General features: G+C 42.1%; 22 protein-coding genes. 16 read left to right on the top strand and 6 right to left on the bottom strand.

The features are described from left to right. Positions 1 to 161 precede the first annotated feature (161 nt). From H8S37_RS16355 to murC, 4 genes are all read right to left on the bottom strand, one after another. Positions 162 to 1346: a ribose-phosphate pyrophosphokinase gene (locus H8S37_RS16355; protein WP_186877134.1), complete on the bottom strand. Its 1185-nt coding sequence runs from the start codon at positions 1344 to 1346 to the stop codon at positions 162 to 164. Beyond that, positions 1340 to 2344 (bottom strand): ATP-binding protein, encoded by a 1005-nt coding sequence (locus tag H8S37_RS16360; RefSeq protein ID WP_186877135.1) that lies wholly within the window; start codon positions 2342 to 2344, stop codon positions 1340 to 1342. Before H8S37_RS16360 ends, H8S37_RS16355 begins: the two co-directional genes overlap by 7 nt. Before the next feature lie 16 nt (positions 2345 to 2360). Then, positions 2361 to 3434, bottom strand: coding sequence for a DnaD domain protein (locus H8S37_RS16365; protein ID WP_186877136.1), 1074 nt, complete (start codon positions 3432 to 3434; stop codon positions 2361 to 2363). A gap of 143 nt (positions 3435 to 3577) precedes the next feature. Next, a complete protein-coding gene (gene murC, locus H8S37_RS16370; protein ID WP_186877137.1) occupies positions 3578 to 4957 on the bottom strand; it encodes a UDP-N-acetylmuramate--L-alanine ligase in 1380 nt (459 codons plus the stop codon). 223 nt (positions 4958 to 5180) lie between these two features. On the opposite strand from murC, the gene H8S37_RS16375 reads away from it, so the two are divergent. Genes H8S37_RS16375 through spoVG form a run of 3 tightly spaced genes read left to right on the top strand, consistent with a single transcriptional unit; the run spans position 5181 to position 7902 of the window. After that, complete coding sequence (locus tag H8S37_RS16375) at positions 5181 to 6455, top strand: glucose-1-phosphate adenylyltransferase (RefSeq protein WP_186877138.1); 1275 nt, start codon at positions 5181 to 5183, stop codon at positions 6453 to 6455. Continuing rightward, on the top strand, positions 6452 to 7570 hold the full coding sequence (gene glgD, locus H8S37_RS16380) for a glucose-1-phosphate adenylyltransferase subunit GlgD (RefSeq protein WP_186877139.1): 1119 nt from the start codon (positions 6452 to 6454) through the stop codon (positions 7568 to 7570). The genes H8S37_RS16375 and glgD overlap by 4 nt, the downstream gene beginning before the upstream one ends. A gap of 44 nt (positions 7571 to 7614) precedes the next feature. Further along, complete coding sequence (gene spoVG, locus H8S37_RS16385; RefSeq protein ID WP_186877140.1) at positions 7615 to 7902, top strand: septation regulator SpoVG; 288 nt, start codon at positions 7615 to 7617, stop codon at positions 7900 to 7902. A 415-nt stretch (positions 7903 to 8317) separates the two neighbouring features. On the opposite strand, the gene H8S37_RS16390 is transcribed toward spoVG, so the two are convergent. Beyond that, complete coding sequence (locus H8S37_RS16390; RefSeq protein ID WP_186877141.1) at positions 8318 to 8998, bottom strand: RluA family pseudouridine synthase; 681 nt, start codon at positions 8996 to 8998, stop codon at positions 8318 to 8320. A gap of 149 nt (positions 8999 to 9147) precedes the next feature. Between H8S37_RS16390 and H8S37_RS16395 the strand changes: the two genes are divergently transcribed. The 11 genes from H8S37_RS16395 to mtnA all read left to right on the top strand — a co-directional run bounded on the left by H8S37_RS16395 (position 9148) and on the right by mtnA (position 21585). Continuing rightward, positions 9148 to 10362 (top strand): 5-bromo-4-chloroindolyl phosphate hydrolysis family protein, encoded by a 1215-nt coding sequence (locus H8S37_RS16395; protein WP_186877142.1) that lies wholly within the window; start codon positions 9148 to 9150, stop codon positions 10360 to 10362. A 35-nt stretch (positions 10363 to 10397) separates the two neighbouring features. Then, positions 10398 to 11525, top strand: a complete 1128-nt coding sequence (locus H8S37_RS16400; RefSeq protein WP_186877143.1) for a toxic anion resistance protein — start codon at positions 10398 to 10400, stop codon at positions 11523 to 11525. Positions 11526 to 11690: 165 nt separating this feature from the next. Beyond that, on the top strand, positions 11691 to 13133 hold the full coding sequence (proS, locus tag H8S37_RS16405; RefSeq protein ID WP_186877144.1) for a proline--tRNA ligase: 1443 nt from the start codon (positions 11691 to 11693) through the stop codon (positions 13131 to 13133). A gap of 2 nt (positions 13134 to 13135) precedes the next feature. Continuing rightward, entirely contained in the window at positions 13136 to 14050 is a 915-nt protein-coding gene (locus H8S37_RS16410; protein WP_186877145.1) for an AEC family transporter, read from the top strand. Positions 14051 to 14236: 186 nt separating this feature from the next. Next, on the top strand, positions 14237 to 14656 hold the full coding sequence (gene rpsL / locus H8S37_RS16415) for a 30S ribosomal protein S12 (protein WP_117990228.1): 420 nt from the start codon (positions 14237 to 14239) through the stop codon (positions 14654 to 14656). A gap of 257 nt (positions 14657 to 14913) precedes the next feature. Continuing rightward, entirely contained in the window at positions 14914 to 15384 is a 471-nt protein-coding gene (gene rpsG, locus H8S37_RS16420) for a 30S ribosomal protein S7 (protein ID WP_330605035.1), read from the top strand. Between the two features lie 15 nt (positions 15385 to 15399). Beyond that, on the top strand, positions 15400 to 17517 hold the full coding sequence (gene fusA / locus H8S37_RS16425; protein ID WP_186877147.1) for an elongation factor G: 2118 nt from the start codon (positions 15400 to 15402) through the stop codon (positions 17515 to 17517). Between the two features lie 123 nt (positions 17518 to 17640). Beyond that, the gene (gene tuf / locus H8S37_RS16430) at positions 17641 to 18834 is read left to right on the top strand and encodes an elongation factor Tu (RefSeq protein WP_186877148.1); all 1194 of its coding nucleotides are present in this window, start codon (positions 17641 to 17643) and stop codon (positions 18832 to 18834) included. A gap of 230 nt (positions 18835 to 19064) precedes the next feature. Next, positions 19065 to 20027, top strand: a complete 963-nt coding sequence (locus H8S37_RS16435) for an aldo/keto reductase (RefSeq protein ID WP_186877149.1) — start codon at positions 19065 to 19067, stop codon at positions 20025 to 20027. A 17-nt stretch (positions 20028 to 20044) separates the two neighbouring features. Further along, positions 20045 to 20491, top strand: a complete 447-nt coding sequence (gene rpiB, locus H8S37_RS16440; protein WP_186877150.1) for a ribose 5-phosphate isomerase B — start codon at positions 20045 to 20047, stop codon at positions 20489 to 20491. 17 nt (positions 20492 to 20508) lie between these two features. Then, positions 20509 to 21585, top strand: a complete 1077-nt coding sequence (gene mtnA / locus H8S37_RS16445; RefSeq protein WP_186877151.1) for an S-methyl-5-thioribose-1-phosphate isomerase — start codon at positions 20509 to 20511, stop codon at positions 21583 to 21585. A 66-nt stretch (positions 21586 to 21651) separates the two neighbouring features. On the opposite strand, the gene H8S37_RS16450 is transcribed toward mtnA, so the two are convergent. Further along, positions 21652 to 22446 (bottom strand): HAD family hydrolase, encoded by a 795-nt coding sequence (locus H8S37_RS16450; protein ID WP_186877152.1) that lies wholly within the window; start codon positions 22444 to 22446, stop codon positions 21652 to 21654. Between the two features lie 132 nt (positions 22447 to 22578). Here H8S37_RS16450 and H8S37_RS16455 point away from each other — a divergent pair, with 132 nt between their 5' ends. Next, positions 22579 to 23997, top strand: a complete 1419-nt coding sequence (locus tag H8S37_RS16455; RefSeq protein WP_186877153.1) for an NAD(P)/FAD-dependent oxidoreductase — start codon at positions 22579 to 22581, stop codon at positions 23995 to 23997. Positions 23998 to 24205: 208 nt separating this feature from the next. Next, positions 24206 to 25549: a phosphoglucosamine mutase gene (gene glmM, locus H8S37_RS16460; RefSeq protein ID WP_186877154.1), complete on the top strand. Its 1344-nt coding sequence runs from the start codon at positions 24206 to 24208 to the stop codon at positions 25547 to 25549. Positions 25550 to 25645 lie beyond the last annotated feature (96 nt).

Here is a 25645-nt window from a genome sequence, read left to right on the forward strand (position 1 = left end):
AAAATATAATACGGCGGACAATGAGGAAAAGTAAGGGTATCGCTTCTCTGAAATATTGATTTACAGAGAAGTGATACCCTTTTTATAAAAATAATATATGAAATTGGTACCCTTTCTTTACAGATTGTGTGTGCTCTTGTAAAGAGAGGGTATGAACTATGTTAGATTGTTTCTCCGTTTTTATATTTTTGCAGTACACGCTGAATACGTTCATTTGGATTCAACAGGGAGTTGATAGAACCGTCATGGTTTAATGTATCAATCAACAGGGCAATATATTTACTCATATCGCAGCTAATATAGTAGGGCCTGGATAGCAGCTCTGGAGTCTGATAGATTAGATTTGTCGTAAGGATACCTGTGAGAATCCCATCTTCATATGCTTTGTCAAACTTTTCCATGCCGTTAGTGAACAGACCGAATGTAGCTGCGGCAAAAATACGTTTTGCCTTGCGGCGCTTTAATTCTGTTGCAACTTCAATGATACTGTCTCCGGAGGAAATCATATCGTCAATGATAATTACGTCTTTCCCCTCTACAGAACTGCCAAGAAATTCATGTGCTACAATTGGATTTCGCCCATCTACAATTTTTGTATAGTCGCGTCGTTTATAGAACATACCCATATCGAGCCCAAGCACGTTAGCCAGGTATATAGCGCGGTTTGTTCCGCCCTCGTCAGGGCTGATTGCCATCATATGTGCACTGTCAATCTGTAGATCTTTTACATTTCTTAAAAGGCCTTTGATGAACTGGTAGGTGGGAGATACGGTCTCAAATCCACTTAAAGGAATTGCGTTTTGTACACGTGGATCGTGTGCATCGAATGTCAGGATATTCTCTACTCCCATACGGACGAGTTCCTGGAGCGCGAGAGCACAGTCCAGAGACTCTCTGCCGCTTCGTTTATGCTGGCGGCTTTCATAGAGGAAGGGCATAATAACATTGACACGACGGCCTTTTCCGCCAACGGCGGCGATCGCACGTTTCAAGTTTTGAAAATGGTCATCTGGAGACATGTGATTGATATTTCCAGTGAGAGAATAGGTTACACTATAGTTGCAAACATCTACTAAGATGTATAAATCTTTTCCGCGGACTGACTCTGCAATGATTCCTTTTGCTTCTCCGGAACCAAAGCGAGGAATTTTAGCGTCAATGATAAAAGAGTCTTTTTCGTATCCGGCGAAAGCAATATCGTCTTTATATTTGGATGCGCTTTCTTTTCTCCATTTGACCAGATAATCATCAACCTTTTTCACCAGCTGTTCGCAGCCAGTAACTGGAATCAGGCCCAGTGCGCCAACTGGAATATTTTCTAAAATTCGTTCTGTTCGACTTAGCATGAATGCTCCTCCCTGTTTTTTAACTTCTTTTTGATTCTTATGTCATCCCCAACCAGCTTTAGTAATGTGTAACTGCTAGTAATTCTGGAAAAAGCACGTTCTGTATACAAATCAGCCAGCGCTTCCAGAGACAGATTCGTAGATATGATGGTGGATTTTTTATTAATCAGCCTTTCATTGATGCAGGTGAAAAGCTGGGATGCTATAAATGAGTTTGTATATTCTGTGCCCAAATCATCTATGATTAATAAGTCACAGCTAAAAATATATTCGAACATATTGTGTGCGTCAATATCGTTTTTATCAAAGGTATTTTGCGCCAGGATATTGAAAAACTTAGGCGCAGAAAAATAAAGAACGGAATATTCGCGGTCCATAAGTTCTTTTGCGATACAGTTGGAGAGGAAGGTTTTACCTACTCCGACATCCCCGTAGAGAAACAGATTATGGAATTCTGTTCCAAATGTATCTGTAAAATGGCGGCATACCTTCAAAGCGTCTTTTATAATATTTTTAGAAGAACGTCCGGTTTTCGGATCAAAGAAATTATCCGAATAAAAATCAAGCTGAAAAGTATCAAAATTTTCTTCCTTTAGAATTTCCTTCAGATTGGATTGTTCATAGAGTAAATCCGTAACAGCCTTTTTAAAGCAATGACATTTTTGACCGTTTATATATCCTGTATCTTGGCAGTCAGGACATTCATAGACGGGTTCCAGATAATCTTTAGGGAAACCAGCGCTTACAAGAAGATGCTCTTTGCTGCTGCGCAGAATATCCAGCTCCTCTTTGAGAGATTGAATATCCTTTTCCACGCCATTTAAAAGCTTTTTCCCATATTGAACAGAAAGGGATGATACGGACTCATCCAATTCTTTGAATTCTGGCAGCTTTTCATATACTGTTTGATAATGCTTGGTCAGTATATCGTGGCTTCTAAACTGCTTTTGCTCATAGTCTCTCATAATTGCCTGGTATTGCGAATTTTTTAGTCCCAAGTTATTTACTCCTTACTTAATTACTGTTCAACAGCTTCTCTTCCAGAGAATCCATATCATAAGAACGTCTTTCGAAATTGTTGAGATTTTTGGTGACAGGCTTGGTTTTGCGGACAACCTCTTTTTGTGCTGATTTTTTCTTTAGATAGTTTTCATCTAGAGAAAGAATATCTTTTAAATGTTTTACATTTTCCTTTTTCCACTTAGAGAGTATGGAATCTGTATATTCAAAGCTTGGCTGGTGAGTCGCGGTGATCGTGCGCCGGCAGGCTTCTTGTATAATGTCCAGTGAAAAACCGAAATCTTCAGTCCATTTTTTTATATAGGACAGCTCAGATAAGGCAGGCCCTCTTCCCTTGATACCAAATGCATTGAGAACAGTATAACAGTTTTTATGATAACTAAGTGCTTGTTCTTTTGCCTGTGCAACTGTTTCAATACCGTTGTCCGCCCAGGAAAGCGCAACCTTCTGTATGTAATGGATGCTTTTGTGATTATTTTCTGCACAAGATTCAATCAGATATTCAATCAAGTCTGCGGACATGTGGAGCGTATCATAAAAATAAGTGATGGCATCCATATCTGTGCGGGATAATGTCTTTCCAAGGTACTGTTCTGCAATAAAAAATAAAGATTTCAATTCCTTCTGCGCCTTAAAAGAATCCAGCGGGATTGCCTTTGAGGCAGGGGCAGTATGAGGGGAAAAAGCAGAGGAAGCACCGGCAGATATATAAGGAGAGCCAGAAGATGTCTTGGGTGTCTGCTTTTCCACGGAGGAAACGCTCACAAAAGGAGCAGTCTTTTGCAGTTCAAGCCCAATGATTTTGCCTTCCTCATCTTTTTCTAACAGAAGAAGTCCTTCTGATTCCCAGTAACGAAAAGCACGAAGGACATCGCTCTCGGTATTTTTCAGACAGTCAGCAATCTTAGAGATCGTCAAAGAGGAACAAGGGTCGTCGAGATGCCGTAATAAAAATAAATAGACTTTTACAAATTCCCCGTTTGCATTTATCATGTAATTATCAATAAATTCATTCGATAAAAGTGTCGCATTTGTCTGGCATTTATTTTTCAAAATCAGAGTTTTCATATAACCTTGTCCCACCTTTTAGCTTCATAATTTTATCATTCGTACAGATGGTATTATAGCATCTAACACCTGTTGAAAAAAGTATTTTTTCGTGGGAAAGAACGGGTTTTTTGTAGATAACTCTGTGTAGAAAATGTGGATAACTATTCTTTTAAGAGTTCTTCTCCCACAGTTACGACATCTCCGGCGCCCATAGTTATTAACAAATCTCCAGGGGCACAGTGTTCCTTCAAAAAGATTTCTATTTCTTTGAAGCTAGGGAAATAATGTGCATCGGTTCCTGATTTTTTCACTTCTTCTGCCAAATCAGCCGAGGAGATGCCAAGAGTATCTGTCTCTCTAGCTGCATAAATATCCGCGAGAACGAGGTGATCTGCATGGGAAAGAGCCTCGGCAAATTCGCGGAAAAATGCTTTGGTGCGTGTGTACGTATGAGGCTGGAACACACACCAAAGGCTGTTATGCGGATAGTGATGCGCAGCTTTTAGAGTTGCGGTGATCTCCGTTGGGTGATGAGCATAATCATCGACAATTGTAACACCGTTTAACATTCCTTTATATTCAAAACGGCGATCCGTTCCGGTGAAGGAGAAAAGTCCCTTTTGGATTGTCTTCATAGGAATATGCATAAGCTCTGCGACAGCGATTGCAGATAATGCATTGGAGACATTATGATCTCCTGTCACAGACAAAGTAATATGCTCTGCGGTTTCACCAAATTTTACCAAATCAAAAGACACACAGCCTTTTTCGTCATAGCGGATGTTTTCGGCGCTGTAGTCAAAGTCAGAAGAAGAACCGTAAGTGATAACGTGGCAGGAGAGACCTTCATAGATTTCTGTATAATTTTTAATGTCCCCATTGATGACCAATGTGCCGTCAGAAGGAAGTAGCGCTGCAAACTGATGGAAAGAGTGACGAATATCCTCCAGATCCTTGAAAAAATCCAGGTGATCCTCTTCGATATTTAAAATGACACTAATCTTAGGGAAAAAGTGCAGAAAACTATTAGTATATTCACAGGCTTCTGTTATAAAGGTGCCTGAATTTCCGACGCGGATATTGCCGCCGATAGCTTTTAAAATACCACCGACAGAAATGGTGGGATCTAAATCTCCTTCCAGGAGGATATGAGAAATCATAGAAGTCGTCGTTGTTTTACCATGTGTACCTGAAACGGCGATGGGAGTATCGTAGTTTTTCATCAGCTGGCCAAGCAGCTCCGCACGTGTAAGCATAGGGATTTTACGTGCCACTGCTTCAATTAATTCTGCATTGTCGCGGCTGATTGCAGCAGTGTACACCACACAGTCAATATCATCTGTGATATTCGAAGCTTTTTGACCGTAAAGTATATGTGCTCCTTTGGATGCAAGTTGACATGTAAGCGCTGACTCCTTTGAATCAGAGCCAGAGACTGTAAAGCCTTCTTTTAGAAGAATTTCGGCAAGCCCACTCATGCTGATGCCTCCGATTCCTATAAAATGAATATGAATTGGTTTCTGGAAATTGATTTTATACATAGAAAGTGCCCCTTTTTAATAAATAATTTTGAAAAATTATGAAAACAGTCATAAATTATATATGCTTTCTATATTATACTATATATGGGAAATTTTTAAAGAAGTTCTTTTTGTACTAATTTAACAAAAAGAGCAAAAAAAATCCAAAAAAATTGTAAAAAATATTCACTAAATCCAAAAATGTGGTATAATGAATATATCTAACTAGAAATGAGGTGACGCAATGTTCAAAAAGGAAATGATTGCCATGTTATTAGCGGGTGGACAAGGCAGTCGACTGGGGGTTCTTACGGCCAAAGTTGCAAAGCCGGCAGTAGCATTTGGCGGTAAGTATCGTATTATTGATTTTCCGCTTAGTAACTGTATTAATTCTGGTGTAGATACCGTGGGGGTTTTAACACAGTATCAGCCGCTGAGACTGAACACACATATTGGGATTGGTATTCCCTGGGATCTTGACCGCAACATTGGAGGGGTGACAATTCTGCCCCCGTATGAGAAGAGCAGCAATAGTGAGTGGTATACAGGGACGGCGAATGCAATCTATCAGAATTTAAATTACATGGAGACATATAATCCGGATTATGTGCTGATTCTTTCAGGGGATCATATTTACAAAATGGATTATGAAGTAATGCTGGACTTCCATAAAGCAAACAATGCGGATGTCACGATAGCGGCTATGCCTGTTCCGATTGAAGAAGCCAGCCGTTTTGGCATTGTCGTCACAGACGAAGAAAGCAGAATCAAGGAATTTGAAGAAAAGCCTGAGAAACCAAGTAGTAATCTGGCTTCTATGGGAATTTATATTTTCAGTTGGCCGGTGCTAAGAGAAGCTTTGATTCATTTAAAAGATCAGCCGAATTGTGATTTTGGAAAACATGTGATTCCGTACTGTCATGGGAAAGGGGACAGGCTGTTTGCATATGAATATAATGGATATTGGAAAGATGTCGGAACGTTAAGCTCCTATTGGGAAGCAAATATGGAGCTGATTGATATTATTCCGGAATTTAATTTATATGAAGAATTCTGGAAGATTTATACAAACAGCGCAAATATTCCTCCACAGTATATTGCCGAGGATGCAGTGGTTGACCGGTGTATCATCAGTAATGGATCAGAGATACATGGAGAGATTCACAATTCGGTGCTTGGGGGTGGAGTAACGATAGGCAAGGGCAGTGTGATTAAAGACTCCATCATCATGCAGGGAGTAAAAATCGGGGAAAATTGTATAATAGAAAAAGCGATTATTGCAGAAGATACCGTAATTGGAAATAATGTGACCATTGGTATCGGAAGTGAGGCACCCAATAAAATGAAACCGAATATTTATAGCGGAGGTCTTGCAACGATCGGGGAGAATTCTGAGATACCGTCTGGCGTACAGATCGGTAAGAATACTGCCATAAGCGGTGTGACATCCATTGAAGATTACAGCGAGGGAGTGCTTGCAAGCGGAGAAACATTGATAAAGGCAGGTGAACGGTTATGAGAGCAGTTGGAATTATTTTAGCAGGCGGAAGCAGCAGGAAGATGCATGAACTTACGGCAAAAAGAGCGGCGGCAGCCATGCCGATTGCAGGAAGCTACCGTGCGATAGATTTTGCCTTGAGTAATATGACGAATTCTCATGTTCAGAAGGTAGCAGTTCTGACTCAATACAATGCAAGATCTTTAAATGAACATTTGAACTCATCGAAATGGTGGGATTTTGGAAGAAAACAAGGAGGAATGTATCTTTTTACTCCGACAATTACGACGGATAACAGCAATTGGTATCGCGGTACGGCAGATGCAATCTATCAGAATCTGGATTTTTTGAAACGATGCCATGAGCCTTATGTGATTATTACTTCCGGCGATGCGGTGTATAAACTGGATTATAATAAAGTGTTGGAATACCATATTGCAAAGAAGGCAGATATTACTGTTGTATGTAAAGATCTGGAACCCACAGATGACGCGACACGTTTTGGAACCGTGCGCATGAATGAGTCAGCACGAATTGAGGAATTTGAAGAAAAACCGATGGTGGCCCATTCACAGACTATCTCTACGGGAATTTATATCATCCGCAGGAGACAGTTGATTGACCTCGTAGAACACTGTGCAGAGGAAGAACGACATGATTTTGTAACCGATATTTTGATTCGTTATAAGAATCTGAAGAAAATATACGGTTATAAGATAAACAGCTACTGGAGTAACATCTCAACCGTAGATTCCTATTACCAGACCAATATGGATTTCTTGAAACCAGAGGTAAGAAATTACTTTTTCCGGGAACTTCCGAGTGTGTTTTCCAAAGTAAGTGATCTTCCGCCCGCTAAGTATAATCCGGGTGCTGTTGTGAAAAACAGTCTTGTGGGAAGCGGAAGTATTATTAACGGAACGATTGAAAACTCTGTTATCTTTAAGAAAGTCTTTGTTGGAAATAATTGTGTGATCAAAAACTCAGTTATCTTAAACGATGTATATTTAGGTGACAATACATATATTGAAAATTGTATTGTTGAGAGTCGCGACACGATAAGAGCAAACACAAGACATGTCGGTGAGAATGGTGTGAAAGTGGTAGTTGAGAAAAACGAACGGTATGCATTATAAGAGTTTCAGCATTAATGCAGGCAGAGAAAGGAGACTTGAGAAGTATGCAGATAACAGATGTGCGCGTACGTAAAGTGGCAAAAGAAGGAAAGCTCAAAGCAGTAGTTTCTATTACGATTGATGATGAATTTGTGGTTCATGACATCAAAGTGATAGAGGGGGAAAAAGGTTTATTTATCGCTATGCCGAGTAAAAAGGCATTAGACGGTGAATATCGTGATATTGCCCATCCGATTAATTCGGGAACAAGAGAGCGTATTCAGAGTACAATCTTGGAAAAGTATACAGAATCGCTGGAAGAAGAACCTGAAGCGATTGCCGGAGAAATGTAAAGTGAATTAAGAGCACAGGCTGCTGATGTCTAATAGGAGCATCGGCAGCCTGATTTTTTATATAATAGGATTCGGGTGTCAAAAGGTAACTTATTTAAATTCTCTTGTCACTTTTCACAAAAAGTAACTTTTCAGACTCCGGTGCGCGGAACATTCCGATGAACCTCTTAATACGAAAATCACGTCAGCAAAGGCTTCCGAGATTTTTGAGTTTCATCTCCATCGCGCATAAAGTCGTCTGGCAAGTTATCTTTTTGTGAAAAGTGCCGGAAGCATTTGCAAAAGTTACCTTTTGACACCCTAATCATAATAGGAAATTTTACCGCTTTGCGGTATTGCGGCGGCGCGCAAAGTGGACAAGCCCCTCAAGATTGAGGGGCAGGGGAGTTGAAGTGGGCTTGCCCACTTTGTTTTGTTACAGAAGCTTCGTATCTAGTCTGTCTATTTCAAATCGGAGTGGTTTATTTGTATAGGGATGGACAAATTCCAGGCAGTATGCAAAAAGCTGGAGCTTCTGTGAGGGAAAGGAGGAGGTACAGTCAGAGGATATGCTATAGGTTCCATACTTTCTATCCCCAACAATGGGGCAGCCTAAATGTGCCATCTGTACCCGGATTTGATGATGTCTTCCAGTGACAAGCTTGATTTCCACTGTGGAAAATGTCTGATTTGACTGTATAGTGCGGTAATGAAGCTGGGCAAGCTTGGCTCCGGGGGTGTCAGGAAGGCAGATGCGGGAAGTATTGGTACGCCCATCCTTGACGATGTAATCCGTGAGACTGGCTTCTAAAATAGCAGGAGTTCCATGTAGAAGTGCACGGTAATGTTTTCCAAAACCTTCTGTTTGTAGTTGACGGTTTAATTCTTTGGCAGCTATCGGCGTTTTCCCAAAAACAAGAATTCCTTCTACTGGCTGATCAAGCCGGTGAATGACTGCGAGATAAGGCGCTTGCTTTTTGGAAGACTCTGCGGACAGATGATTTTTTAAAATACTGACCATGTCAGGCTTTGAAAGCATACGGCTTTGTACAGGAATACCGGCAGGTTTCAGACAAACGAGAATATAAGGATCTTCAAATAATATGTTAGGGGTCATAAATTGTCTCCTTTTTAGGCAGATTCTTGACTTTTTTATATAATCTGACTAAACTGATTATCATATAAAAGAAATGAAAGGTCAAGTGCCGCTGTTGTAACATCTGGTTATTTATGACAGTTGTACAAGGATTCGTCAGGAGGGACAATATGGCTGGCAGAGATTGGGAGAGATTCGGAGACGAAATACGAAGAACTATCCAGGATGCAGTGGATTCTCGGGATTTCGGCAGACTGAACCAGACGATAACAGATACAATAAACAATGCGGTTGGAAATATAAAAGAAGGAGTGAAAAACGGCGGCTGGTATGGCACCAAGGAATACGAAAGAACAGCGGCGGGAGAGAAAAAAAGCTGCCGCAAGTCATGGGAAGAGCCGCTCCAAAAGGAGGCAGTAAAAGAAAAGAGGCTCCTTTATTTAAAGGGAACGTCGACAAAAATAGGCGGGACATTTCTTTGTGTGACGGGATATGCATTTGGAGCGGTTTCTCTTATTTTATTTGTGATTTTGCTTGTTGCATCGGGAATGGCGGGAGATTTTGGACTTCCCTTTAAGGCAGCCGCGATATTTTTGGCAGTTTTGTTGATTGGGTGTGGAATAATGGCGGGAGTAGGGACAAGCATGCTTGGAAAAATTAAAAGATTCCGAACCTACATCCGCGCAATCGGAGGCAGAGAGTACTGTGAAATAAAAGAATTGTCCTCTCAATCGGGAAAATCTGCCAGGTATATAGTAAAAGATTTAGAAGACATGATAGAAAAGGGGTGGTTTTGTCAGGGGCACCTGGATATGCAGAAAACTTGCCTGATGGTGAGTGAAGATGCGTATAATCAGTATAAAGAACTGATGGAAAGGCAGAACCGGCAGAGAACAGAAGAAGAGAACATGCGTTCTAGAAAAGAAGAGGAAGAAAAGAGACTTTCCCCGCAGGTGCAGGAAGTAATCCGCGCAGGTGAGGAGTATGTCAGAAAAATCAGACAGTGTAATGATGCCATACCGGGAGAAGAAATTTCAGCGAAAATATCCCATATGGAATTACTGATAGGGCGAATATTTGACAGGGTAAAACAGGCGCCAGAGTCGGTGGCGGATATACGCAGGCTGATGGAATATTATCTTCCTACTACGGTGAAGCTTTTAGAAGCTTATGAAGAGCTGGACGCGCAGCCTATACAAGGAGAGAATATTACATCATCGAAAACAGAGATAGAAAAGACGCTGGACACGTTGAATATTGCATTTGAAAAACTGCTGGATGACCTGTTCCAGGATACGGCATGGGACGTATCGTCCGATATTTCTGTGCTGCATACGATGCTGGCGCAGGAAGGACTTACAGAGGATGAAATCAGCGGAAAGTAAAAATTAAGAACTAAGAAAGAGCAGGGAGGCCGGAAATGGACAGAGAATTTCAGGAATTTGACACCACACCGACACTTACGTTAGAGCCATTTAAAGAGGAAAAAGAAACGGAAGTAAAAGAAAAAGATGCGGTGATGGATGATTCTATTTTAAGTGAAGAGGAGCAAAGAACAGTAAATGCGTTTGCAGGGCAGATTGATTTGACGAATTCTGCAATGATTCTTCAATACGGCGCAGGCACACAGAAAAAAATGGCTGATTTTTCGGAAAGTGCGCTTGAGAATGTAAGAACGAAGGATTTAGGTGAGGTTGGAGAGCTTCTGTCAGGGGTTGTCAGAGAACTCAAAAATTTTGATGAGGAAGAAGAGAAGGGCTTCCTGGGGATTTTTAAGAAAACTTCTAATAAAATCCAGGCAATGAAGGCGAAGTATGCAAAGGCAGAGACGAATATTAATGAAATATGCCGTGCTTTGGAATCGCATCAGGTACAGCTTTTAAAGGATGTTGCGGTTCTGGATAAGATGTATGAGTTGAATTTGACGTATTTTAAAGAATTATCCATGTATATTCTTGCGGGAAAGAAAAAACTTCAGGAAGTGCGGGCAGGAAAGCTGAAAGAGCTTATTGAGAAGGCGGAAAAAAGCGGGCTTGCACAGGATGCGCAGGCTGCAAGGGATTTAGATGCTATGTGCACAAGATTTGAAAAGAAGATACACGATCTGGAGCTGACGCGGACAATCTCTGTGCAGACAGCGCCCCAGATTCGTCTGGTTCAGAGCAATGATACGCAGATGGCAGAAAAAATACAGTCTACGCTTGTTAATACCGTGCCACTGTGGAAGAGCCAGATGGTGTTAGCTCTAGGAGTAGAACATTCCACACAGGCCGCCGCTGCACAGAGAGAAGTAACGGATATGACAAATGAACTCTTGAAAAAGAATGCACAGAGGCTGAAAATGGCGACAGTAGAGACGGCAAAAGAGACAGAGAGAGGAATTGTAGATATTGAGACGCTCAAAGCGACGAACGAAGCTTTGATTTCTACTTTTGATGAAGTTCTTCAGATACAGAGGGAGGGCAGACAGAAACGTAAAGAAGCAGAGGAAGAGATACGGCGTATGGAGAGTGATTTAAGACAGAAGCTTCTGGAAGTACGGGGATAATAAGGTTGACAATCCTTGTGATTTCAAGTAAAATCACAGGTACAGCCGGCGAAGGACGTGCTTTGTATATGAAAAATAATGCCGCCGGGAGTTCCGGTCCCTTGACGGGGATGGGAAGTCCCGGCGATTTTGTTGTAAGAAGATGAGGAAAAGGAGAGAAACAGCATGGCAAAGGAAAAGAAACTGGTAGAGTCAATCACCGCAAGGGATGAGGATTTTGCGCAGTGGTATACCGATGTGGTAAGGGAGGCGAAACTGTGTGATTATTCGGGCGTGAAGGGATGCTTAAATTATCTTCCGAACGGATATGCAATCTGGGAAAATATCCAGTCTAATCTGGATAAGAGGTTTAAAGAGACAGGGGTAGAAAATGTCTATCTTCCGGTTTTGATTCCGGAGAGCCTGCTTCAGAAAGAGAAGGATCATATCGAAGGATTTGCTCCGGAGGTGGCGTGGGTAACACATGGAGGTACGGAAGAATTACAGGAGAGATTCTGTATCCGCCCTACGTCAGAAACGTTGTTCTGTGATGTATGGAGCAAGACCGTACAGTCCTACAGAGATCTTCCCAAAGTATGGAATCAGTGGTGCTCGGTTTTGAGATGGGAGAAAACGACGCGGCCGTTTTTGCGTTCCAGGGAATTTTTGTGGCAGGAAGGGCATACGATCCATGCGACGTATGAAGAAGCGGAAGAAAGAACTCTCTTGATGAGAGATGTGTATAAAAATTTTGTGGAAGAGGATTTGGCGATTCCGCTTGTGACAGGAAAAAAGACACCCAGCGAAAAATTTGCAGGAGCGCAGGACACATATACAATTGAGGCGCTTATGCATGACGGTAAGGCGCTGCAGTCAGGAACGAGCCATTTCTTTGGAAATGCGTTTGCAGATGCGTTTGACATTAAGTATTCTGATAAAAATAATGAGCTGCACAGTGTGTATGAGACATCCTGGGGGCTTTCGACAAGGATTATCGGGGCGATTATCATGGTACATGGTGATGACAGCGGACTGGTGCTTCCGCCTCACATAGCTCCGGTGCAGACAAGAGTGGTGCCGATTGCGCAGCATAAGGAAGGGGTTCTTGAAAAGGCAGAAGAATTGCTTGCAAATTTAAAGGCAGCAGGATACAGAGTAGAAATAGATAAGTCGGAGAAGAGCCCGGGCTGGAAGTTCAGCGAACAGGAAATGCTTGGAATCCCAACGCGTATCGAGATTGGACCAAAGGATATTGAGAATAACCAGGTGGTCGTAGTACGGCGCGATACAAGAGAAAAGATAGTGGTATCCTTAGAAGAAATTACAGAAAAGCTTACAGAAATTTTGGAAACAATCCAAAAGGATATGTATAGGAAAGCAAAGGCATTTTTAGATTCTCATATCCACACTGTGCTGACAATGGAAGATATGGTGAAAACAGCACAAGAGGAAACAGGCTTTATCAAGGCAATGTGGTGTGGAGATGAAGCGTGCGAGGAAACGATCAAAGAGCAGACTGGCGGTGTCACCTCCAGATGTATTCCAGAGGAAGAAGAACACTTATCAGATGTATGTGTCTGCTGTGGAAAGCCGGCGAAGCACATGGTATATTGGGGTAAAGCATATTAATTATGGCATTTCGTAATATGGCAAATATGCAAATGATGATGTTCCTTTTGGTGGGAATCGGATTTCTTGTCAGGAGGAAAAACATTATTGGAAGCACAGCAAGAAAAGAGTTGGTGGATTTCTGTCTATATGTAACCTTGCCGTTTAATACTTTTCATTCTTTTCAAATGGAATGGGAAGGGAGTATGCTGACAGAGCTTGCGGAAATACTGCTGCTTTCGGCAGGATATAATGTCCTGTCGATAGCGGTCAGTTTTTTTAGTTACAGAAAAACGGCAACTTCTAAACAAAAACCTCTGCGCTATGGAACCATTGTATCTAACGGAGGCTTTTTGGGGAATCCTGTGGTCGAAGGGATTTATGGGACGCGGGGATTACTTTATGCCTCTGTATTCCTGCTTCCCGTGCGGATTGTAATGTGGAGCATTGGTACCTCCTGTTTTATGAAAGACAAACAGAATCCGGGAGAGATTCTAAAGAAGGTTCTTACGCATCCATGTATTGTATCCATATATTTAGGACTTACAGTAATGATTTTAGGGATCGAATTTCCTGCTTTTTTAGATAGTACAATAGCAGGAATTAGTTCTTGTAATACACCGTTAAGTATGATGCTTGTAGGAATGATGCTTTCGGAGATGAATCCAAGAGGAATTTGGGATCGGACAATGATATATTATGTAGCGGTTCGCTTGCTGGCGCTTCCTGCGGTTATGTTTGCGGTGACGGCGTTCTTACCCCTTCCTTCTGTCCTAAGAGGAACTGGAGTAATTATGGCGGGAATGCCTGCTCCGGTGACAACAGCGCTGCTCTCTTCTAAATACGGTGGAAATGAGATGTACGCGACAGGTATGATTTTTATAACGACGCTGCTGTCCTTATTTACGCTGCCAATCTGGTGTCTGCTGTTAGGATAAAGCGTCTGAATCATAAGCAAAAAAGATAGAAAACCCTTGACTTTTGGGAGAAAACGTAATAAACTAATTTAGCGTGCATGAAAATGCCGTTATTTTCGTGTGCGTGGAAAGGATAATGCAGATTATCCGCAACCACTCCGGGGGATAAGTCCGGAGCAGATGAATTTATCATAGGAGGTGAAAAAAATGCCAACATTTAACCAGTTAGTTAGAAAAGGACGTCAGACTTCAGAAAAGAAATCGACAGCACCGGCACTTCAGAAAGGATATAATTCTCTGAAGAAGCGTGCGACAGATGTATCTGCACCGCAGAAGAGAGGTGTATGTACTGCTGTTAAGACAGCCACACCTAAGAAGCCTAACTCAGCTCTGAGAAAGATCGCCAGAGTTCGTCTTTCTAATGGAATCGAAGTGACAAGTTATATTCCAGGAGAAGGACACAATCTTCAGGAGCACAGCGTTGTCCTGATTCGTGGAGGAAGAGTAAAAGACCTGCCAGGTACAAGATACCATATCGTAAGAGGTACACTGGATACAGCAGGTGTTGCGAAGAGAAGACAGGCTCGTTCCAAATACGGCGCTAAGAGACCAAAAGACGCAAAATAAAAATGTAACTAAAGTGTTAAATATCGTATCACAAACAGAACTATGATTATCGTAGCTTATCGGACAAAAACTGATAGGCATACCCTGTCGTGAAGGAAGAATCCGGCAGGTATTGGTTGCGGATTTTAAGTGAAACACTTAATATAGAGTCCCGCGGCCGCGAGCACATGCTATGCGATTCCATAGAGAGACACATGTGAGTACCGATGAATTAATCCCGGAAAAAACCGGAAATAATGATTAAGGAGGGAAGGACCGTGCCACGTAAAGGACATACTCAGAAAAGAGATGTATTAGCAGATCCGATATACAATAATAAAGTGGTTACCAAACTGATCAACAATATCATGTTGGACGGTAAGAAAGGTGTTGCACAGAAAATTGTATACGGAGCATTTGAAAGAGTAGAAGCAAAGGCTGAGAAGCCAGCCATCGAGGTGTTCGAGGAAGCAATGAACAACATTATGCCTGTACTAGAAGTTAAGGCAAGACGTATCGGTGGTGCAACTTACCAGGTGCCAATCGAAGTAAGAGCAGACAGAAGACAGGCTCTGGCGCTTCGCTGGCTTACATTGTACTCCCGTAACAGAGGAGAAAAAACAATGGAAGAAAGGCTGGCGAATGAAATCCTGGATGCTGCCAATAATACAGGAGCAGCTGTGAAGAAGAAAGAAGATATGCACAAGATGGCAGAAGCAAACAAGGCGTTTGCTCACTATCGTTTCTAATAGGAGGAAAAAACCTTGGCTGGAAGAGAATATCCATTAGAGAGAACCAGAAATATCGGTATCATGGCGCATATCGATGCGGGTAAGACGACGCTGACAGAGCGTATTCTCTACTATACCGGTGTTAATTATAAGATTGGAGATACCCATGAAGGTACTGCTACTATGGACTGGATGGAACAGGAGCAGGAAAGAGGTATCACGATTACTTCAGCTGCTACAACATGTCACTGGACTTTGGAAGAAAAGACAAAACCAAAGGCAGATGCCCTGGAACATCGTATCAATATCATTGATACTCCTGGACACGTTGATTTTACTGTAGAAGTTGAACGTTCACTCCGTGTACTGGATGGTGCTGTAGGTGTATTCTGTGCTAAGGGTGGTGTAGAGCCCCAGTCAGAAAACGTATGGCGTCAGGCAGACACGTACAATGTGCCAAGAATGGCGTTCATCAATAAGATGGACATTTTGGGAGCTGATTTTTTCAACGCAGTAGACCAGATTAAAACAAGACTTGGCAAAAATGCAATTTGTCTTCAGTTACCAATTGGAAAAGAAGACGAATTTAAAGGAATTATTGACCTGTTTGAAATGCAGGCTTATATCTATAATGATGATAAGGGAGATGATATCTCCGTAGTTGATATTCCGGAAGAAATGAAAGATGAAGCAGAGCTGTACCACACAGAATTGGTAGAGAAAATCTGTGAACTGGATGACGATCTGATGATGGAATATCTGGAAGGGGAAGAACCTTCAGTAGATGCACTTAAGGCGGTGCTTCGCAAAGCTACATGTGAATGTACGGCTGTTCCGGTATGCTGTGGTTCTGCTTACAGAAATAAAGGTGTACAGAAACTGTTGGATGCAATTTTGGAATTCATGCCGGCTCCGACAGACATCCCTGCAATCAAAGGTGTTGATGAAGACGGCAATGAGGTGGAGAGACATTCTTCTGATGAAGAGCCGTTCTCCGCGCTGGTATTTAAGATTATGACAGACCCGTTTGTAGGTAAGCTTGCTTACTTCAGGGTATATTCAGGAACGATGAATTCAGGCTCCTATGTTCTGAATGCTACAAAAGGCAAAAAGGAACGTGTGGGACGTATTTTGCAGATGCATGCAAATAAAAGAGAAGAGTTAGATAAGGTGTATTCCGGAGATATCGCAGCAGCAATCGGATTTAAATTCTCCTCAACAGGAGATACAATCTGTGATGAACAGCATCCGGTTATTCTGGAGTCCATGGAATTCCCAGAACCGGTTATCGAGCTTGCGATTGAGCCTAAAACAAAGGCTTCCCAGGGAAAACTTGGCGAATCTCTTGCGAAACTTGCAGAGGAAGATCCGACATTCCGTGCACACACTGACAAAGAAACAGGGCAGACAATCATTGCAGGTATGGGTGAGCTTCACCTTGAGATTATCGTAGACAGACTTCTGCGTGAATTTAAGGTAGAGGCGAATGTAGGCGCGCCTCAGGTTGCTTACAAGGAATCTATCACAAAGGCAGTGGATGTTGACAGCAAATATGCAAAACAGTCCGGTGGACGTGGACAGTATGGACATTGTAAGGTGAAATTTGAGCCTATGGATGTCAACGGAGAAGAGACATATAAATTTGACTCTACTGTAGTCGGAGGAGCTATTCCGAAGGAATACATTCCGGCAGTAGGAGAAGGTATCGAGGAAGCCATGAAGTCAGGACTTCTCGGCGGATTCCCCGTTGTAGGTGTCCATGCGACAGTATTCGACGGTTCCTACCATGAAGTCGATTCCAGTGAAATGGCATTCCATATTGCCGGTTCCCTTGCTTTTAAGGATGCAATGAAGAAGGGTGCTCCGGTACTTCTTGAGCCTATTATGAAGGTAGAAGTTACAATGCCAGAGGAATATATGGGAGATATTATCGGGGACTTGAATTCACGCCGCGGCCGTATCGAGGGTATGGACGATTTAGGAGGCGGAAAGATTGTACGTGCATTCGTTCCATTGTCTGAAATGTTCGGATACTCTACAGATTTACGTTCCAGAACACAGGGACGCGGAAACTACTCTATGTTCTTTGAGAAATATGAGCCGGTACCGAAATCTGTACAAGAGAAGGTATTGTCCAACAAAAATGCTTAAAATCTCATAAAAGGGTTGAAAAACGGCTGGCTTTGAAATATAATCAAAGTTAGCCGAGTAAAAGCGAAAAAAATTAGTAAAATGCCCGTAATCCGGGTGCTATAATTAAGGAGGATATTCAAAATGGCAAAAGCTAAATTTGAAAGAACAAAACCACATGCTAATATTGGAACCATTGGCCACGTTGACCATGGTAAAACAACTTTGACAGCTGCTATTACAAAGACACTTTCTCACAGAGTAGAAGGAAATGCAGCAGTTGATTTCGAAAACATTGACAAGGCTCCAGAAGAAAGAGAGCGTGGAATTACAATTTCTACAGCACACGTTGAGTATGAGACAGAGAAACGTCACTATGCACACGTTGACTGCCCAGGACATGCTGACTATGTAAAGAACATGATCACAGGTGCTGCGCAGATGGACGGAGCTATCCTTGTTGTAGCTGCTACTGACGGTGTTATGGCTCAGACAAAAGAGCATATCCTTCTGTCTCGTCAGGTAGGTGTACCATACATCGTAGTATTTATGAACAAATGTGATATGGTAGACGATGAAGAACTGCTTGAATTAGTAGAAATGGAAATCCGTGAGCTTCTGAATGAATATGAGTTCCCAGGAGATGATACACCGGTTATCCAGGGGTCTGCTCTGAAAGCTCTGGAAGATCCAGACGGAGAATGGGGCGACAAGATCATGGAGCTTATGGATGCTGTTGACGAATGGATCCCAGATCCACAGCGTGATACAGATAAACCGTTCCTGATGCCTGTAGAGGACGTATTCTCTATTACAGGACGTGGTACAGTTGCAACGGGTAGAGTAGAGCGTGGTACACTTCATGTATCTGATGAAGTTGAGATCATTGGTATCCATGAAGATATTAAGAAGACAGTTGTAACAGGTATTGAAATGTTCCGTAAACTGCTTGATGAAGCTCAGGCTGGTGACAACATTGGTGCTCTGCTTCGTGGTATTCAGAGAACAGAAATCGAAAGAGGTCAGGTTCTGATTAAACCAGGTACAGTAACATGCCATAAGAAATTTACATGCCAGGTTTACGTTTTGACAAAAGATGAAGGTGGACGTCACACACCGTTCTTCAACAACTATCGCCCACAGTTCTATTTCAGAACAACAGACGTAACAGGTGTTTGCGAACTCCCTGCAGGAACAGAAATGTGCATGCCTGGAGATAATGTAGAAATGACAGTTGAACTGATTCATCCGGTAGCTATGGAAGAAGGTCTTGGATTCGCTATTCGTGAAGGCGGACGTACAGTTGGATCAGGTAAGGTAGCTAAGATTATTGAGTAATCTTGACTTAGAATTAAATATTATGAGAAGAAACCGCAATCTCTTAAAATAGAGATTGCGGTTTTTGCTTTTAGAAAATATAAGGATAAAGAAACGGCGGATATATTACTTTTAAATATGCGAATAGTAAAATATATCTGTTTTTTAAAATGTGATATGCTATAATAATTGCGGGCGGTAATTGTAAAAAGGTACGGACTGCCAGAAGTGAAAAGATAAGGAGAAAATCTATGAGAAAAATGACTATACCGGATACAGAATTGAAGCTCTCTCCGATTGGGCTTGGCTGTGTGAATGCAGGTCTGAAATGGGATGGAAAGGAGGCAGATTATCTGTTTGATGCCTTTTTGGATATGGGAGGCAATTTATATGATACGGCAAGAGTATATTCTGACTGGATACCGCCGGAGATTGGAAGAAGTGAACGGGTGCTGGGAGACTGGCTTACACGCAGTAAGAAGCGAAATCAGATTGTTATTATCACAAAAGGCGGACATCCTGACATGACAGGCGACAACCCGGACACACATAAAAGCAGAGTTTACAGGGCAGAAATGAGAACGGACATTGAGTTGTCTCTAAAGGCCCTGCGCACAGATTATATTGATATTTATTTTTATCACAGAGATGATGAATCTATACCGGTGGAAGAATTAATAGAAACCATGGAAGCGTTTGTAAAGTCGGGAAAAATTCGTTATTATGGCTGTTCAAACTGGACGACACAAAGAATGGAAAAAGCGGCCAAATACTGTAAGGAGAAAGGCTATCGCGGCTTTGTAGCGAACCAGGCGCTTTACAATGTAGGATATGCCCATATGAATCCCCTGGATGACGATACAATGCTTGCTATAGACGGTCCTATGCAGAAATTCCATAAAGAAAATCCGGGAAATCTTGCTATGCCGTATATGGGGGTATGCAGTGGATTTTTTAACAAAATACTCTCAAAAGGCGAGGAGGCAGTGAAAGATTCCCCCTATTATACAGAAGGAAATATTCGTATAGCGCAAAAGCTGAAACAGATTATGGAAAAGTACGGTGCGACAGCGACACAGGCAGTTTTGGGATTTTTTACATGCCAGGATTTTGCGTGTCTTCCGTTGTATGGGCCAAGAGGAGCAGAAAGCTTAGAAGAAGCGTGTGGTACATTTGAAATTCCCTTTACAAAAGAGGATTATGAATTAGTATAAAAAGGAGAAAGAAGCAGATGAAAATAGGAATAGGAAACGATCACTCGGCACTGGAATTGAAAGCAGAAATTATAGAATTTTTGAAAGAAAAAGGACATGAGGTTGCGGATTATGGAACAAATTCATCAGAAAGCTGTGACTATCCCAAATATGGTGAAATGGTAGCCCGCGCGGTTGTGGCAAAGGAAGTAGAGCTTGGTATTTTGATTTGCGGTACTGGGCTTGGTATTTCATTGGCTGCAAATAAAGTGAAAGGTATCCGCGCGGCTGTGTGCAGTGAACCGTTTACAGCAAAGATGTCCAGAGCACACAACAATTGTAATATACTTGCGTTTGGGGCGCGGGTTGTAGGCGCGGAACTTGCCAAGATGATAGTCGACACATGGCTGAATACGGAATTTGAAGGCGGCCGTCATCAGAGAAGAGTAGATATGATCATGGAGATTGAAGAAGAGAAAAAATAAATTTAGCGGGGGATCGGATGCGTAGAAAAACAATTCTAGAGTATGAGACGGTTTCCTTTGACCCAGAGAAGCGTGCGCTTGTGATTATTGATCAGACACTGCTTCCAGGGCAGGTACGGCTGCTGTCTCTTACGGAAATTGAGGATATATGGGAAGCTATTTACCTTCTGAAGGTGCGCGGCGCTCCGGCAATCGGCGTGGCGGCGGCCATTGGTCTGTATGTGGCGGCAGAACAGATTGACACTGTGGATGAAGAACTATTTTATCAACAGTTTAAGGAGAAAAAGAAATATCTGGAAACAGCACGTCCTACAGCGGTAAATCTATTCTGGGCGCTGGAGAAAATGGAAGCTGTTGTAAAGAAGAACCGAGGAAAAGGCGTCGGAGAGATAAAGAAGCTTCTTAATAGAGAAGCAATGCAGATACATGATGAAGATATAGAAGTCTGCCGGCGTATTGGGGAATACGGATTGAAGCTTTTAAATTCCGGTGATGGAATTTTGACACACTGTAATGCGGGGAAGCTGGCAGCGGTAAAATACGGTACGGCAACCGCACCTATGTATCTGGGACAAGAGAGAGGATATGGATTTCATATCTATGTAGATGAGACGAGACCCTTGCTGCAAGGCGCGAGGCTGACGGCTTTTGAACTGGCGGCGGCAGGAATGGATGTAACCTTAATTTGTGATAATATGGCAGCAGATATTATGAAAAAGAGACTTGTGCAGGCTGTTTTTGTAGGCTGTGACAGAGTTGCATCCAATGGAGACGCGGCAAATAAAATCGGTACTTCCGGTGTGGCCGCCCTTGCATCCTATTATAGAATACCATTTTATATCTGTGCGCCGACTTCCACAATAGACATGACATTGAAATCAGGATCAGAGATACCGATTGAAGAACGCAAAGAAACAGAGATAACAGAAATGTGGTATGAAAAAAGGATGGCTCCAGAGAACATAAAGGTTTACAATCCATGCTTTGATGTGACAGAGAAGGAATTGATTACTGGGATTGTGACAGAGTATGGAGTGGCGTATCCTCCTTATGAAGAATCATTGAGACGGATTTTTGAGAAAAAATTTGAATAAAGTAAAAAACGGCAGGTATATCAAACGGTAATGTGCGTAAAGATATACCTGTCGTTTTGCTTTTGCTTAAGGAAGATCCGCCAGTATATCTTCCAATACATCCTCCACAGAGTCTGTGACGTAATCGGCGTAGTAGGAAATTCCCGGCGCAGCGTTAGACATGGCATAGCTGGTTCCGACAAGCTGCAGCATCTCTACATCATTATATTGATCGCCAAAGGCGACACATTCTTCCGGGGTAATGCCAAGCAAATCGATTAGATTTTTCAAAGCGCTTCCTTTGTTGGCGTCTGGCGCAATAAAGTCAATCCAAATATTTCCAGAAGTGACAACACTAATTTCGGACTGAAATAGATCTTTTAGATATTTAAGGTATTTGTCTACGATATGCGGACCGTCTATCATATTGCAGATCGCAATTTTCAGTATAGGGCCTTCGATTTTTGTAATGTCGTCGACGATTTTGGTCGTATTACGCATAACATTTACGATATGGTTTACAAATTCGGTATTGTTATTTTCAATGATACAGGCGTCTTCGCGGGAGACAGCAATCTCAAAATGGTTCTGTTTTTTTACCTCATGGATGATACGAAAAGCGAGCGCGTCGTCTATTGTTCCACGAGATATAACCTTTCCTTGATGGACACAGAGGGAACCATTTTCACCGATATAAGAAATTTCATCTTTAATGGCGTCAAACATACGTCTTTCATTGTCATACTGCCTGCCGCTGGCGGCGACAAAGTGAATTCCCTTCTGCGTTAGTTCATGGATAAGCTGGACTGCACGATCTGTAAGCCTTTGAGAACCGTTTTGGAGAAGTGTTCCATCCAAATCACTGGCAATTAATTTTATCATCAGAACCTCCGATTTTTCATGTTTCTTTCATCATACAGTAAAAAAGCTTATTTGTATAGCCTTGTTGGGGTGGTTTTTGTATGGTATGATGAAAAAAGTAGTACCATTGGTTGGTGAAAGGAAGAGAAAGGTATGGATAAAAAACAGTATGATGTGATTATTATCGGCGCAGGTCCGTCGGGAATCTTCTGCGCCTATGAACTGAAAAAGAGATGTCCGGACATGAAGGTTCTGATGATAGAGAAGGGACGGAATATTGAGGACAGGCAATGCCCGAAGAGAAAGACAAAGGTCTGTGTGGGATGTAAGCCATGCTCCATTACAACAGGATTCGCAGGGGCCGGAGCTTTTTCGGATGGGAAGCTGTCTCTTTCACCGGATGTAGGCGGAACACTTCCGGAGATATTAGGATATGAAGAGACAACAGAGTTGATCCGTGAAGCAGATGATATTTACCTGGAATTTGGTGCCGACAAAAAAGTATATGGAATCGAAGATGAGCATGCAATTACAGAGATCAGAACCAAGGCGATTCGTGCAAATTTAAAGCTGATTGAATGTCCCATCCGTCATCTGGGGACAGAAGAGGGCTATAAGATCTATACCAGGCTGCAAAAGCACCTTCTGGATAGTGGAGTGGAGATTTTATTCCGTACAATGGTAACGGATATTCTCATTCACGAAGAGAAGGCAGAAGGAGTAGTGACAGATAAAGGAGAAACCTATTATGCTCCGGAAATCGTATCTGGTGTAGGCAGAGAAGGTTCAGAATGGTTTGCGAATATTTGCAAGGCGCATGATATAGAGACAAAGAATGGAACGGTAGATGTAGGCGTTCGGGTAGAGGTAAGAGACGAGATTATGAAAGAACTCAACGAGAAGCTCTACGAGGCAAAGCTCGTCTACTATACACCTACATTTGATGACAAGGTGCGGGTATTCTGTACAAATCCTTCCGGGGAAGTGGCCACAGAGTACTATGAAAATGGTCTTGCGGTTGTAAACGGGCATGCCTATAAGTCGAAAGACATGAAGACAAATAATACAAATTTTGCGCTTCTTGTCTCTAAAAATTTTACAGAGCCATTTAAATCTCCGATTGAATATGGCAAGCATATAGCACAGCTTGGGAATATGCTGTGTGATGGGAAAATTCTTCTTCAGAGATACGGCGACTTCCGAAGAGGAAGAAGAACAACAGAAGAAAGACTTAATAGAAATAATATTACACCGACCTTGAAGGATGCAGTTCCGGGAGATCTTTCTTTAGTATTTCCGCATAGGATCATGGTTGCGATTGATGAGATGATTCAGGCGCTTGACAAGGTAACTCCGGGGATTGCAAGTGATGAAACGCTTTTGTATGGTGTCGAGGTAAAATTTTATTCCAATAAGGTGCTTGTAAACAAAGAGTTTGAAACCAATATACACGGGCTGCGTGCGATGGGAGACGGGGCATCTATTACGAGAGGACTACAGCAGGCTTCCGCAAACGGCTTGAAAGTCGCGAGGGCAATTATTGAAAAAAGAAGAAACGCGGCGGAAGATTAGTCTTATAAATATAGAATCAGGATTTCAGATTGTAATCAAAAAGGGATAAAAGTGTAATAAAAAAGAAATAGTTGTAACTTTTCTGTAAGAAGTATATAATAAATGTGGTTGCTTGTTAAATACAGGCAGGTATTTGTTCTTATGCAGATATTTTTATCTGTTAAGAAGCATAGATTTTACAGATTAAAGAAGATAAGAGGAAAGTAAAATGGGCAAATATTTTGGAACAGACGGCTTCAGAGGAGAAGCAAATGTAGCATTGACGGTAGAACATGCTTTTAAGGTCGGACGTTACCTTGGATGGTACTTTGGACAGGAGCATAAGGCAAGAGTCGTAATTGGAAAGGATACGAGAAGAAGCAGTTATATGTTTGAATATGCATTGGCAGCAGGACTGACCGCATCAGGTGCAGACGCATATCTTCTGCATGTTACGACAACCCCGAGTGTTTCCTATGTAGTAAGGTCGGAGGACTTCGACTGCGGACTGATGATTTCAGCGAGTCATAATCCATTTTATGACAATGGGATCAAAGTGATTAACCGGATGGGACATAAGATGGAGGCAGAGGTAGAGGAGAAAATCGAAGCATATATTGACGGTAAGACAGAAGAGCTTCCTCTGGCAACAAAAGAAAAAATAGGACGTACTATCGACTATGCTGCGGGCAGAAACCGTTACACAGGCTATCTGATTTCACTTGCGACCCGTTCATTTAAAGATATGCGGATTGGGTTGGACTGTGCAAATGGAAGTGCGTTCAGTATTGCAAAAAGCGTATTTGACGCTCTGGGTGCAAAGACATACGTTATCAACAATGATCCGGATGGAATGAACATCAATACGAATTGTGGTTCTACACATATTGAAGTGCTCCAGGAATATGTCAAAGAAAAGAAACTGGACGTAGGCTTTGCCTATGACGGTGACGCGGACAGATGTATCGCTGTTGATGAAAATGGGAACGTAGTAGACGGTGACAAAGTGCTCTATGTATGCGGAAAATATCTGATGGAACAGGGACGTCTGGCAGGGGACACGATCGTTACTACAGTTATGTCCAATCTGGGATTGTACAAAGCGTGCGAAAAGATTGGCATGAAATATGAGCAGACGGCAGTGGGAGACAAGTATGTGTATGAAAATATGCTGAAGAATGGATTTGTTTTGGGCGGAGAACAGTCCGGACATATTATTTTCAGCAAGCATGCGAGAACAGGTGATGGAATCTTAACCTCTCTTATGATTATGGAAGTGATTCTCGAGAAAAAACAGTCACTCGCAAAGCTGTGTGAGGAAGTAAAGATTTATCCGCAGCTTCTGAAAAATGTGCGCGTGACAGATAAGAAGACTGCCAGAGAAAATCTGGCCGTGCAAAAGGCGGTAGATGATGTGGCAGCAGCGCTCGGAACAGAAGGAAGAATCCTTGTAAGAGAGAGTGGGACAGAGCCGGTTATCCGTGTAATGGTAGAGGCAGCTTCTGATGAAATCTGTGAGAAATATGTAGAGCAGGTGATAAAAGTGATTGAGGCAGAAGGGCTGACTGCTTAGAAAAATAGTACAATTAGGCTAATTAGGAGACTATGGTAATGATTATCGTAGTCTCTTTTTTATGCAAAATATATATAAATGGATTGACAGAAAGCT

The sequence above is a fragment of the Mediterraneibacter hominis genome (genome assembly GCF_014287475.1).
In the GTDB taxonomy this organism is placed as follows: domain Bacteria; phylum Bacillota; class Clostridia; order Lachnospirales; family Lachnospiraceae; genus Mediterraneibacter; species Mediterraneibacter hominis.